12 protein-coding genes are annotated in these 12,570 nt (G+C 70.3%); 5 read left to right on the forward strand and 7 right to left on the reverse strand.

The window, feature by feature from the left end; all coding sequences use genetic code 11:
• Positions 1–44: 44 nt before the first annotated feature.
• On the forward strand, positions 45–743 hold the full coding sequence (locus Q2K21_RS27880; protein WP_310776254.1) for a YoaK family protein: 699 nt from the start codon (positions 45–47) through the stop codon (positions 741–743).
• Positions 744–781: 38 nt separating this feature from the next.
• Here Q2K21_RS27880 and Q2K21_RS27885 read toward each other — a convergent pair whose 3' ends face one another.
• The 3 genes from Q2K21_RS27885 to Q2K21_RS27895 all read right to left on the reverse strand — a co-directional run bounded on the left by Q2K21_RS27885 (position 782) and on the right by Q2K21_RS27895 (position 3,840).
• Complete coding sequence (locus Q2K21_RS27885; RefSeq protein WP_310776256.1) at positions 782–1,999, reverse strand: phospholipase D-like domain-containing protein; 1,218 nt, start codon at positions 1,997–1,999, stop codon at positions 782–784.
• Between the two features lie 354 nt (positions 2,000–2,353).
• Entirely contained in the window at positions 2,354–2,548 is a 195-nt protein-coding gene (locus Q2K21_RS27890) for a hypothetical protein (RefSeq protein ID WP_310776258.1), read from the reverse strand.
• 122 nt (positions 2,549–2,670) lie between these two features.
• The gene (locus Q2K21_RS27895; RefSeq protein ID WP_310776259.1) at positions 2,671–3,840 is read right to left on the reverse strand and encodes a steroid 3-ketoacyl-CoA thiolase; all 1,170 of its coding nucleotides are present in this window, start codon (positions 3,838–3,840) and stop codon (positions 2,671–2,673) included.
• Positions 3,841–4,099: 259 nt separating this feature from the next.
• Here Q2K21_RS27895 and Q2K21_RS27900 point away from each other — a divergent pair, with 259 nt between their 5' ends.
• Both Q2K21_RS27900 and Q2K21_RS27905 read left to right on the forward strand, forming a co-directional pair.
• The gene (locus Q2K21_RS27900; RefSeq protein WP_310776261.1) at positions 4,100–5,335 is read left to right on the forward strand and encodes a cytochrome P450; all 1,236 of its coding nucleotides are present in this window, start codon (positions 4,100–4,102) and stop codon (positions 5,333–5,335) included.
• Between the two features lie 222 nt (positions 5,336–5,557).
• Positions 5,558–7,186: a glycosyltransferase family 87 protein gene (locus Q2K21_RS27905; protein WP_386276142.1), complete on the forward strand. Its 1,629-nt coding sequence runs from the start codon at positions 5,558–5,560 to the stop codon at positions 7,184–7,186.
• Here the strand turns inward: Q2K21_RS27905 and Q2K21_RS27910 are convergent.
• The gene (locus Q2K21_RS27910) at positions 7,143–9,191 is read right to left on the reverse strand and encodes a bifunctional glycosyltransferase 87/phosphatase PAP2 family protein (protein WP_310776265.1); all 2,049 of its coding nucleotides are present in this window, start codon (positions 9,189–9,191) and stop codon (positions 7,143–7,145) included. The two genes, Q2K21_RS27905 and Q2K21_RS27910, sit on opposite strands and share 44 nt — an antisense overlap.
• Before the next feature lie 335 nt (positions 9,192–9,526).
• On the opposite strand from Q2K21_RS27910, the gene Q2K21_RS27915 reads away from it, so the two are divergent.
• Positions 9,527–10,204 (forward strand): O-methyltransferase, encoded by a 678-nt coding sequence (locus Q2K21_RS27915; protein WP_310776267.1) that lies wholly within the window; start codon positions 9,527–9,529, stop codon positions 10,202–10,204.
• Positions 10,205–10,264: 60 nt separating this feature from the next.
• Here the strand turns inward: Q2K21_RS27915 and Q2K21_RS27920 are convergent, their stop codons facing one another.
• Positions 10,265–10,660, reverse strand: coding sequence for an FHA domain-containing protein (locus Q2K21_RS27920; protein ID WP_310776269.1), 396 nt, complete (start codon positions 10,658–10,660; stop codon positions 10,265–10,267).
• Positions 10,661–10,778: 118 nt separating this feature from the next.
• Here Q2K21_RS27920 and Q2K21_RS27925 point away from each other — a divergent pair, with 118 nt between their 5' ends.
• Complete coding sequence (locus Q2K21_RS27925) at positions 10,779–11,198, forward strand: DnaJ family domain-containing protein (RefSeq protein WP_310776271.1); 420 nt, start codon at positions 10,779–10,781, stop codon at positions 11,196–11,198.
• Between the two features lie 109 nt (positions 11,199–11,307).
• Here Q2K21_RS27925 and Q2K21_RS27930 read toward each other — a convergent pair whose 3' ends face one another.
• A complete protein-coding gene (locus tag Q2K21_RS27930) occupies positions 11,308–11,787 on the reverse strand; it encodes a hypothetical protein (protein WP_310776273.1) in 480 nt (159 codons plus the stop codon).
• A 5-nt stretch (positions 11,788–11,792) separates the two neighbouring features.
• On the reverse strand, positions 11,793–12,470 hold the full coding sequence (locus Q2K21_RS27935; RefSeq protein WP_310776275.1) for a hypothetical protein: 678 nt from the start codon (positions 12,468–12,470) through the stop codon (positions 11,793–11,795).
• Positions 12,471–12,570: the final 100 nt, after the last annotated feature.

The following is a 12,570-nucleotide window of genomic DNA, read 5'->3' on the forward strand; positions in this document are numbered from 1 at the left end:
GTGGACCTGAGTGCACCGCGCCCGTCCCGCTGACCGGAGGTCCCATGACGGCGGAGCCGACCGAGGCACAGGAACACGGCCCCCGGGCGCACGGACTGCTGCGCCTGGTCCCGGCGCTCCTGGCGATGACCGTGGTCAGCGGAATCATCGACGCGGTCAGCTACCTCGGGCTCGGGCACGTCTTCACCGCGAACATGACGGGCAATGTGGTGGTGCTCGGCTTCGCCGCCGCCGGGGCACCGGGTTTCTCCACCGCGCACGCGCTCGTGTCGCTGGGGTCGTTCCTGGTGGGGGCGGTGGCGGGCGGGCGCCTGGCGAGACGGTACGGCGGCGGGTCGCGGCGTGCCCGGGCGCGGCTGGCGCTCGCGATCGAGGCCGTGCTGCTGGGCACGTCCTCGGCGGTCGCCTTCGCCACCCCGGGCGCCACGGGCACGGTGTACACGCTGATCGCGGTCACGGCCTTCGCGATGGGGCTCCGCAACGCGACGGTACGCAAGCTTGCGGTGGCCGAGCTGACGACGACCACAGTCCTCACCACGACCCTCACCGGGCTCGCCTCCGACTCCAGGATCGGAGGCGGCCCGAGAGGATGGTCCCCGCGCCGCACATCCTCCGTGCTCGCACTACTGGCGGGCGCCCTGCTCGGCGGATGGCTGGTCCTGCACCACGGCCTGGGTGTCCCGCTACTGGTCGCGGCGCTGGCGGCGGGGGTACTGGCGATGACGACGTCCGGGCGGGAATGACCGCGTCCGCGCCCGGCGCCTGACCGGACGGACCGGTACTAGCAGGTCCCCGCCCGGCTGTAGGTGCCGAGGCCCTCCAGCGTGGTGAAGTTCGACTCGTACGAGTTGTAGATCTCCGGCGTCCCGCTGTACTTCAGCAGCGTCTCGTCGTTGGCGTGCAGGGACTGGGTGGTGTAGTTGAGGCTCCCCGTCCAGATGATCTGCTGCTCCGTGCCGAGGTAATCGGCGTTCACCACAAGGTACTTCGAGTGCAGCATGGCAGCGGGCGGAGCCGTCTTGTCGAACTTGTAGATGGCCACACCGTTGTGCGGGCCGCAGGCGCTGAGGGCGTTGATCGTGGTGTCGTCGGACGTGCCCTGGTCGGTGTAGGCGACGTGCACGGTGCAGCCGGCGTCGTCGAGGCTCTTCAGCTTCTGCGCGACGGCCGTGTCCTTGATGTCGTACATGGCCAGATGCACGCTGCCGTTGGTCGAGCAGTCGATGTTGTTGAGGATGTCGAGGACGACATCCTTGCTGGTGTCCTGCTGCGGGAAGAAGTACGACTTCGCGCTGGTGCCGGTGGTGGTGTTGGTGCCCGTCGCCGTCGTGTAGTCGACGCTCGACGCCGTCCCGGACATCTGGGCCGCCTTCATCGCGGTGAAGCGGTCGATGTAGGACTGGTAGATGTCGGGCTGGTCGACCACGGTCAGGGCGTTGTTCCAGGCGTTGATCCCGCCGTTCACACCCGAGGTCACGGAGATCATGTTGGCCGACGACTGGACCACCACGTTGGAGCTGCCCGACGTGTTGGTGAACAGGTAGAACTTGTTGTGGTTGATGATGCCGCCGCTGGGGTTGTGCTCGATGCAGCCGCCGTTGCAGAGCAGGACGTACGACTTGGCGGCGGCGTCCGTCCCCAGAACGGCCGCCAGGTCGGTGGTCGTCTTCTGGACGTTCGACGACGGCGCGTAGTCGTCGGCGACGATCTTGATGTTGACGCCGCGGTTGTAGGCGTTCACCAGGGCGTCGTAGTAGGCCTGCGAGTTGAAGGCGTAGAACGACATGCGGATCGTCTCGCCCGCCGGGGTCCCGTTGATCAGACCGATGAGGTAGTTCTCGATCGCGTACTTGCCCGTCGCGTCGTTCGGGTTGTTGAAGACGACGTTGTTGGTGAGCGCCGCGGCCTGACTCGGCGTACCGAGACCGACGACGGCGCCCAGGGATATCGCCAGGGCCGAGACCAGATGAGTGAAGCGAAGTCGCAGGAATCTATGCACAGCACGCCTTTTCAGACAGCCCGAAAACGGGCGACGGGTTCATTCGTGGGCATGACGAGCACGTTGATCACGGTGCTCGCGCATGAGCATAGAGGCCTCCACGCTGGGCAGATGAGCGCGGTCGGCGCCGCGACGAGGGCCCCTGCCAACCCGGCTCCGCACATGACCGCCCGTCAAGTCATGGCCGATTCCAGCCGTCGAGCGGCCCGGCAGTGGGACGACCGACCCCGGGCAACCTGCCAGTGCCGCGCATCCGGCATCGCCGCCGACCGCAGCCCGTACGCCTGGGCCCGGCGTCGCTCGCGCCGGCCACGCCTACGGGCGTGGTGCACGGCGCCGCGCACAGGCGGAGTCCTACTGGACGTCGGCGGCGGTCCCGCCGCGGCGCGGCTCGACGCGGTCGATCATCTGCCCGCTCCAGGCCCGGAAAGCCGCGGCCTGCTGGGGTGTGAGGGTGTCGAAGAAGTAGTGGCGGATGTTTCCGGCGTGCACGAGGACGGCACTCTGTGCGGCGCGGCGGCCCTCAGCGGTCAGCCCGATGCCCCGCACTCACGTCGCTGACTGATGAGATGGGCAGATCTGTTCCACTCAGGACTCAGTGGAAGGCCCGGTCAGGGCCGCACCCTCCGGTACAGATCTGCCAATCACCGGTCCGTAGCCTGCCGAGACGGCTACAGGCGCTGGATGATTGTGCCGGTGGCCAGGCCGCCTCCCGCGCACATCGTGATGAGCGCGAACTCCTTGTCGCGGCGCTCCAGTTCATGGAGCGCCGTGGTGATCAGCCGGGCCCCCGTCGCCCCGACCGGGTGTCCGAGCGCGATCGCACCGCCGTTGACGTTGACCTTCTCCAGGTCCTGTCCGAAGACCTGCGCCCAGCTCAACACAACCGATGCGAACGCCTCGTTGATCTCCACGAGGTCGATGTCCTTCAGGGACATCCCGGCCTTCCCCAGCACCGCACGCGTCGCGTCGATCGGTCCGTCCAGGTGGAAGTGCGGGTCGGAACCCACCAGCGCCTGTGCGACGATCCGCGCCCGGGGCTTCAGCTTCAGGGCGCGCGCCATCCGCTTGGATGCCCACAGGATCGCCGCCGCGCCGTCCGAGATCTGCGACGAGTTGCCGGCCGTGTGCACCGCCGTCGGCATCACCGGCTTCAGCCCCGCCAGTGCCTCCATCGACGTGTCGCGCAGCCCCTCGTCCCGGTCGACGAGCCGCCACATGCCCTGACCGGCCCGCTGCTCGTCCTCGGTGGTCGGCACCTGTACGGCGAAGGTCTCCCTCTTGAACCGCTCCTCGGCCCACGCGACCGCCGCCCGCTCCTGGGAGATGAGGCCGAGCGAGTCGACGTTCTCCCGCGTCAGCCCACGATGACGCGCGATCCGCTCCGCCGCCTCGAACTGATTGGGAAGGTCGACGTTCCACTCGTCGGGGAAGGGCTTCCCAGGACCGTGCTTCGACCCGGACCCCAGCGGCACCCGCGACATGGCCTCGACGCCACAACTGATGCCCACGTCAATGACACCCGCCGCGACCATGTTCGCCACCATGTGCGAGGCCTGCTGCGAAGAGCCGCACTGGCAGTCGACGGTCGTCGCGGCGGTCTCGTACGGCAGGCCCATCGCCAGCCACGCCGTGCGCGCCGGATTCATCGACTGTTCGCCGGCGTGCGTCACCGTGCCGCCGACGATCTGTTCGACGCAGTCGGCGTGGATGCCGGTGCGGCCGAGGAGTTCGCGGTAGGTCTCGCCCAGGAGGTAGGCGGGGTGCAGATTGGCGAGCGCGCCGCCGCGCTTGCCGATGGGGGTGCGTACGGCTTCGACGATCACGGGTTCCGCGGCCATGGGGGCCCGTCCTCTCCTCGGTCACCCGCGCGGCGCGGGCGTCCCGGCCCACCCGCCACGCAGAACTAGTACGCGTTCTAGTTCTGTGTGCAGTTTGCGGACATCGCGTCCAAGGCCGCAAGGGTCTTGCAGCCACCGATGCCGCGATCTGCACGAATCCCGCACGTAATTGGGAATGCCCCACCTCTTGCGACTTGTAGAACCCGTTACTACCTTCACGGCAGTTCCTGATGGACCGTCAGAATGGTGGGAGTCGCCGATGCCCTGTCCAGCACTGCCCGACGGGTTCGACTTCACCGACCCCGATCTGCTGCACCACCGCGTGCCCCTGCCGGAGTTCGCCGAGCTGCGCCGCGTCGAACCGGTGTGCTGGATACCCCAGACGGGCAACGTGGCGGGCTTCCAGGACGAGGGGTACTGGGCCGTCACCCGGCACGCGGACGTCAAGTACGTCTCCACGCACCCGGAGCTCTTCTCCTCGACCCTCAACACCGCCATCATCCGCTTCAACGAGCACATCGAACGCGACGCGATCGACGCCCAGCGGCTGATCATGCTGAACATGGACCCACCGGAGCACACCCGGGTCCGCCAGATCGTGCAGCGCGGCTTCACCCCGCGCGCCATCCGCTTCCTGGAGGAGAGGCTGCGCGCCCGCGCAAGCGCCATAGTCGAGGTCGCCCGCGCGCACCAGGGCCCCTTCGACTTCGTCACCCAGGTCGCCTGCGAACTGCCCCTCCAGGCCATCGCCGAGCTGATCGGCATCCCGCAGGACGACCGGGCCAAGATCTTCGACTGGTCCAACAAGATGATCTCGTACGACGACCCGGAGTACGCGATCACCGAGGAGGTCGGCCAGGAGTCGGCCACCGAACTGATCGCGTACGCGATGAACATGGCGGCCGAGCGCAAGCAGTGCCCGGCCAAGGACATCGTCAGCACGCTGGTGGCCGCCGAGGACGAGGGCAACCTCACCTCCGACGAGTTCGGCTTCTTCGTGCTGATGCTGGCCGTCGCCGGCAACGAGACGACCCGCAACGCCATCACGCACGGTATGCACGCCTTCCTCACCCACCCCGGCCAGTGGGACCTCTACAAGCGGGAGCGCCCGGCGACCGCGGCCGAGGAGATCGTCCGCTGGGCGACCCCGGTCAACGCCTTCCAGCGCACCGCCACCCAGGACACCGAACTGGGCGGCAAGCACATCAGGAAGGGCGACCGGGTCGGCATCTTCTACTCCTCCGCCAACCACGACCCGGAGGTGTTCGAGAGCCCGGACGTCTTCGACGTCACCCGCGACCCCAACCCGCACCTCGGTTTCGGCGGCGGAGGCCCGCACTTCTGCCTCGGCAAGTCCCTGGCCGTGATGGAGATCAACCTCATCTTCAACGCGGTCGCCGACGCGATGCCGGACCTCCGGCTGGTCGGCGACCCGCGCAGGCTGCGCTCCGCCTGGATCAACGGCGTGAAGGAACTCCAGGTCAGCACAGGTTGAGCGCGGGACGACAGGCGCGGGCCGTCGGCTTCCCGGCGCCGCCGGCCCGTCCCGAGGGAGGCAGGGGCTTCCCCCCTACGCCCGCCCCTGTCTCCCTCGCGACCCCGCGACGCGACCCGGCCGTTGATGAACGTTTCCGCTCACATGCGCGTCTTCGAAGGAGCACAGTCGTTCTACAAGTCGTTGCACACCGCCAAAGACGTCGAACGGAAACGCGCACCCGTGGTTCCTGCCGAACTCGCCCTGGTCCGGCCGGAGGAGGACACGGCCACTGCCCGGAACCGTCCGCTCCACCGTCTCTGGTCCCGCCACCGGGTCCCGCTCCTCGCGACGCTCCCCACCCTCCCCCTGTACGCGGTGTGGTGGCTGTTCCTGGCCACCGGCGGCGGTGATCTGGCGGCCCAGGAGGCATGGGCGCGGTTCGCGGGCACGCACGGCGGGTCGGCGTACGGCCTCTTCTGGTACGGCGGGATGCACACCGCCAACTACAGCTTGCTCTCCCCGTACCTGATGGCCGGTTTCGGCGTGCGCACGGTCACCGTGGTCTCCGGTCTGGCCGCCTCCTGGCTGGCGGCCGTGCTGATCGTGCGCGCCGGAGTCCGAAGACCGGCCGGTCCGGCGCTGCTCGCCTCACTGGCCCTGTGGTGCGACGTGGCCTCGGGCCGTACGACGTTCGCGCTGGGCGTCGCCTTCGGACTCGCGGGTTGTGTGCTGCTGACGCGGGAGCGGCGGCTGGTGCCAGCGGCGGTGTACGCGACGCTCGCGACCATGGCGAGCCCGGTGGCCGGGCTGTTCCTGGCCGTGGTGGGCGCCGGCTTCCTGCTCGTACGGGACTGGGGGCGGGCCCTCGTGCTGCTGGTGCCGCCGTTCGCGGTGGTCGCCACGACCACGCTGCTGTTCCCTTTCCACGGCGAGCAGCCGATGCATCCGGACCGCATCTGGCAGCCGGTGCTGTTCGGGCTGGCCGTGGCGGTGCCGGCCCCGCGCGGCTGGCGGGTCGCGCGCTGGAGCGGGGTCGTGTACGCGGTCGGGACGGTCCTTGTGTATCTGATCCCCTCGCCGATCGGAACGAACGTCGAGCGGTTCGCGGAGCTGTTCGCGCCGGCCGCGCTGCTCGCCGTGCTGCTCACCGCACCCCGGCTGAGGACGCTGCGCCGCAGCCTGCTGATCGCCGCGCTGGTCTTCTCCGTCTTCTGGGTGGGCCGTAAGACCGTCTCCGACCTGTATGTCTCCACCACCGTGCCGGCCTGGGCGGCGGACACCGGCGGGGTGATACGGGCCCTGGAGGGGCTCGGCGCCGACCGGTCCCGCGTCGAGGTCGTCCCGGCCCGCAACCACCGCGAGGCCACCGCGCTCGCCCCGCATGTGAACATGGCGCGCGGCTGGAACCGGCAGCTCGACGTCGAGCGCGGCCGTCTCTTCTACGACGGCACGTTCTCGGCCGCCACCTACCGGAGCTGGCTGGACCGCTGGGCGGTGGGCTTCGTCGTCCTGCCGCTCGGCAAGCCGGACGGGCCCGCCGAGCAGGAGGCGCGGCTGGTGCGCGAGAACCGGCCGGCCTGGCTGGAGCCGGTGTGGCAGGACGCGCACTGGCGGGTGTACCGGGTGCGCGAGGCGGTGCCGCTGGTGTCGGCGCCCGCCACGGTCCTGGGTACGACGAGCACCGAGATGGAGGTCCGGATGCCCCGGGCCGGCTCGGTGACGGTGCGCATCGCCTACTCGCCGTGGCTGCACGCCGAGAGCGGCTGCCTGAGCCGGGAGGGCGAGTTCGCCCGGCTGACGGTCACCTCGCCGGGCGCGTACCGGATCAGCTCGCAGTACGCTCCCTCACCGGCACCGGCGCACTGCTGACCTCGGCGGCGGTCGTCACCACTCGTGCGCGCGGGCCCTGGAAGACGTAGGCGAGCCCGAAGCCCGCGCCGACGACGATCCCGCCGCCCACCGCGTCCAGCACCCAGTGGTTGCCGGTGGCCACGATCGCCGAGACCGTGAAGAGCGGGTGAAGCAGGCCGAGCGTCTTCATCCACCACTTGGACGCGACGATCGCGATGACGACACCGCACCACAGGGACCAGCCGAAGTGCAGCGAGGGCATCGCCGCGTACTGGTTCGTCAGCGCGGTCAGCGCGCCGTAGTCCGGCTTGGAGAAGTCCTGCACGCCGTGCACGGTGTCGATCATCCCGAGTTCCGGCATCAGGCGTGGCGGGGCCAGCGGGTAGAGCCAGAAGCCGACGAGGGCGAGCAGGGTGGCGAAGCCGAGCGCCGAGCGGGCCCAGCGGTAGTCGACCGGGCGGCGCCAGTAGAGCAGGCCCAGGACGGTCAGCGGGATCACGAAGTGGAACGACTCGTAGTAGAAGTCGAAGAAGTCCCGCAGCCGGCCGACCTGGACGACGGCGTGGTTGACCCAGTGCTCGATGTCCAGGTGCAGGAAGCGTTCGATCGCGAGGATCTGCTCGCCGTGCTGCTCGGCGGTGACCCGGCCCGCCGCGTTGCTGCCGCCGGTCGCCGCGAGCCGGACCTGCTGGTAGGCGGCGTAGGTGACCCGGAGGAGGAGCAGTTCGAGCAGCAGGTTGGGGCGGGTGAGGATCCGGCGCAGGAACGGCAGGAGCGGGACGCGTTGCCGGCGGGTCGGGACGGGCGGTGCGGCCTGGGTGGGGACCGGGGCCCGGTAGAAGGGGGAGGTCCGGGACAGGAACGGTACGAAGGTGGCGGCGGCGAGGGCCGCGAGCAGCACGAGGTTGTCGCGCAGTGGGTCGAGCACCGCCATGTTGGGCAACAGCATCTTCGCGGGCAGCGTCATCAGCAGGACGACGGCGACCGGCCATACGTACCGGTCCGAGGCGCGTCTGCCGACGCGGCCGACGACCGCGAGCAGCAGCCACAGAAGCTGGTGCTGCCAGGTCGTGGGCGACACGGCGACCGCCACGCAGCCGGTGACCGCGACGGCGAGCAGCAGTTGTCCGTCGCCCGCGTACCGGATCGCCCGGCGCAGCCCGAGAACCACGACGGCGGCACCGAACACGAGGAAGAGGCCGATTTCGAGCGGCCCGGACAGGCCGAGCCTGAGCAGTGCCCCGTGCAGGGACTGGTTGGCGTGGTCGTCGGCCTTGCCGCCCAGGCCGACGCCGGCCAGATGGTGCACCCAGTAGGTGTACGAGTCGTGCGGCATCGCCGCCCAGGCGAGCGCGGTGCACACGGCGAACGTGCCGGCGGCGGAGGTGGCGGCCCGTCTGCGGCCGGTGAACCACAGCAGCGGTGCGAACAGCAGCACGGTCGGCTGGAGCGCGGCTCCGACGCCGATCAGCAGTCCGCCGGTCCGCTCGTCGCGCACGGCGAAGCAGGCGAGCAGGACCAGCAGTACCGGGATGATGCTGGTCTGGCCGAGATAGAGGGTGTTGCGCACCGGCAGCGACAGCATGAGCAGGCTTATCGCGACGGGCGCGGCGAGGAGCGAGGAGCGCCGGGTCACGGGCGGCGGCAGGGCGCGGGCGGCGACCGTGCCGAGCGCGACGACGAGCAGGAGCGTGCCGAAGGTCCAGCCCCAGCCGAGGGCCTGCTGGGCCGCCCGGGTGAGCGGTTTGAGGACGAGTCCGGCGAACGGTGTGCCGGTGAACAGCGTCGAGTCGTACAGCGACCCGTTCACGTGCAGGACGCCGTTCGGGCCGCCCCAGGTCTCCAGGGCCGTCAGCCGCTCTCCATGGCGCGTGCTCAGGACGACGGTCACCTGCCGTACCGCCAGGACGGCGGTGATCAGCCAGAGACCCGCGCGGGTCGCCTTCAGCCGCGCCTTCGCCTCCTGTGCAGACCCCGCCCCGAAGGCACTGCCCATCTGCCCGCTGTGCTCAACGTTCGCCACGCCGCGTCGGCCCTCCCACCCCGTTTGTCCCGTAGGTTCCAGCCTGCCCCGTGTGTACACCCCTGTCCCGAACCCTATGGGCTTGGCAGCGCCCGCGCTGTGAGTCGCAGGCAACCCTCTCTTCACCTGAGGTCCACCCGGCATTTGTCCGGATGACGACAGTGCGCGGCCTACTCCCGCGTCCATCCCTCTGCGCGCGAGATGGGCCGACAAACGGGACAGCGGACAACATCGCCCGATCGGATGACATCCGCTGACACGGAGCCCTGCACCCGGCTACATTCGTTAGGGAGGCTAGTTAGTAAATCTAACTAGGGATACGAAAGGCATGATGCATGAGCACATCGCAAGATCTCTGGAACGACGTCGACGCGTACTTCACCACCCTTCTCGCCCCCGCCGACGAGGTGCTCACCGCGGCGCTGCGGGACAGTGACGCGGCCGGGCTTCCGGCCATCAACGTCGCGCCGAACCAGGGCAAGCTGCTCCAGCTCTTCGCCCAGCTCCAGGGCGCACGCCGCATCCTGGAGATCGGCACGCTCGGCGGCTACAGCACGATCTGGCTGGGCCGCGCCCTGCCCGCGGACGGCCGGCTGATCACCCTTGAGTACGACGCCCGGCACGCCGAGGTCGCCCGCCGCAACCTGGAGCGGGCGGACCTGCACCGGATCACCGAGGTGCGGGTCGGCCCGGCCCTGGAGTCGCTGCCGAAGCTGGCCGAGGAACACCCGGAACCGTTCGACCTGGTCTTCATCGACGCGGACAAGGCCAACAACCCGCACTACATCGAGTGGGCCCTCAAGCTGACCCGCCCCGGCAGCCTGATCGTCCTCGACAACGTCGTACGCGGCGGCCAGGTCACCGACGCGGGCAGCGAGGACCCGAGCGTGCGGGGGACCAGGGCCGCGCTCGAACTGATCGCCGCGCACCCGAGATTGAGCGGCACGGCGGTGCAGACGGTGGGCAGCAAGGGGCACGACGGTTTCGCGCTGGCGCGGGTCGTGGCCGCCTGACGCCGGCGCGCACCGTCGGGCCGTCTCAGGCCTCGTTTCCGGCCTTGTTTCGGGCCTCGTTCAGGCCTCGTGGAAGAAGCCCACGTTGACGCTGCGCGGGGCGGTGCGGTCCTGGATCACCAGCTCGCCCGAGCCGCCGAGCGGAAGCCTGACCGTGCCGCCGTAGGGCAGGGGCTGGGCCGGGTGCCCGGCCAGGGCCAGCACCACCTCGGAGGAGGGCTCGGCGTGGGTGCCGCGCAGCCAGGTGACCTGCCAGTCGCCGTCGGGACCGCACAGGAACTCCAGGTGGACGCGCGAGACGAACAGCCAGTCGTCGGGCGTCGCCAGCCGGCACACGGACTTGTCCCTGCCCACCCTGAGCACGGTGCCCGGGTCGCTGGGCGCGTCGGCCATGAGCATGCCGGCCGTCGACCCGGCGTCCGCCCCGGATACCGAGGCCATGGTGAGTTCGAGCACGTGCGCTCCTCCTGAGTGCGGCGGTCAAGTGTCCTGCGGGTTCGCCCGTTTGGCGTACCGAGGCGGCATGATAATTCGCCCGATCGACCCTTTGGGTGACGTCCGGCACAATGGACGCATGACCGAGCGCAAGCCACCCGGCGTGAGCTTCGAGTCCTTCGCCGACAAACAGATCCGTGACGCCCAGGCACGCGGGGAGTTCGCGAACCTCCCCGGCGCCGGCGAGCCGGCACCGGCCGTCGCGGAGACGGAGTACGACGAACTGTGGTGGATCAAGCGCAAGATGGCCCGCGAGGGGATCGCGGTCCTGCCGCCGACGCTGGCCCTGCGCAAAGAGGCAGAGGACACGTTGGCGGCGGCCGCGGTGGCGCCGTCCGAGCGGGTGGTACGGCGGCTGGTCGAGGACCTCAATGTGAAGATCCGCGACATGATGTTCAAGCCGCCACCCGGACCGCCGCTGGGCCTCAAGCCGTACGACGTCGACGAGGTCGTACGGGAGTGGCGCGAGCGCCGGGCCGCCCGCCCGACGGCGGACTGAGGAGCGCAGGAGCAGCGGGGTCGATCCCGGGACATGGTCCGGGGCCGACCCCGCCTCCATGACCGACGGCTGCGGCTGCCTCGATGGCAGGGACCGACGGCTGAGCAGCTCACATGTTCAGCAGCCGCTCGGCCGTCGCGCGGTAGTCGCGCAGGGCGAGCCGCAGTTGCTCGGTGTCGGCGGTGGCGTGCGCTTCCTCGCCGGTGGTCTGCCAGGCGGCCTTCAGGGTGCGCCGCCGCGCGGCCACGGCCTCGTTGACCAGTGTGGCGACCTCCTCCACGACCTGGTCGACCTCCTCGACGGCGTGCCGCGGCTCGTCGACGAAATCGCCGACGGCGTGCTGCAACCGGAGCTCGTACTTGTCGTACTCCTCGCGCGGCAGCAGCCGTGCCTCCCGCCGACCGCCGACCGGCCCGGGCTCCGCGACCTCACCGCGCTCGGCCCTGTCGGCCCGGGTCTCGGCCGTCTGCCCACGCTCGCCCGGACCGGTCGGCGCCTCCGGGGCCTCCCGGGGCTCCTCCATGCCGAACCGTCGTGCTCCGGTCGGCTCACGGCGCTCGGCGTCACCGCCCGGTGTCAGATCGGTCATCACCCTCAACTCCCCTTCACATGCTGCCTGTGGAACGCCCACGGGAGATGGAACCGCCCCTGGGTGCGATGGGCGGCATGCCTGGGCGTCTTCGCCGTCGGGCCGGACGACTGCCTCCCGCGCGAGGGGGTCACGAGGTCCTCGAAGAGGACACGGGCGTCCAGCATGGCCGCGCGCATCTCCTCCGTACCCGCGCGGCTCCCGGCCGCGCCCTGAGCCGGGGCGCCCGCGACCTGGTGCAGTCGGCGATAGCCGCCCAGGTGGTCGGCGTGATACACGGACAGCGCGTCGAGCTGTTCCTCGGAGCGGCCGCCGTCGGGGTAACCCCGCGCGCCCGCCAGCTCGGCGAGCAGGCGGTCCGCCTCGCTCACCGCCTCCCTCGGGGAGTCGACGAACCTCTCCTGCGCGGCTGTCCAGCGCGCCGTGTACCGTTCCTGCTCGGCCGCCTCCAGCGGCCGCTCGTGCAGCGAGCCGTACCGCTTCAGCCGTTCGGTGAGTTCGCGATCCGCGGCCTCGGTGTCGCCGTCGTGCCGAGCCACGGTCCGCTCGTACTCGGGTCCGAAGCGGCTCTCCAGACCTTGTCCGCCGCGTGTGCCCCGCGCGGTCAGGAACAGGACGGCCGCCGCGGCGACGACGGCGATCGCCACGATCACGATCACAGCGATGATCAAGCCTGTGGACATGGCTGCCTTCCGGTCTCTCGGCCCGGCGGGCCGTCTTCCGACCGGGTTGCCCCGACGGCCGACGCCAAACGAGCCGCGGGTCACCGACCGGAGGGCACGC

This window comes from Streptomyces sp. CGMCC 4.7035 (assembly GCF_031583065.1).
Classification (GTDB): Bacteria; Actinomycetota; Actinomycetes; order Streptomycetales; family Streptomycetaceae; genus Streptomyces; species Streptomyces yaanensis.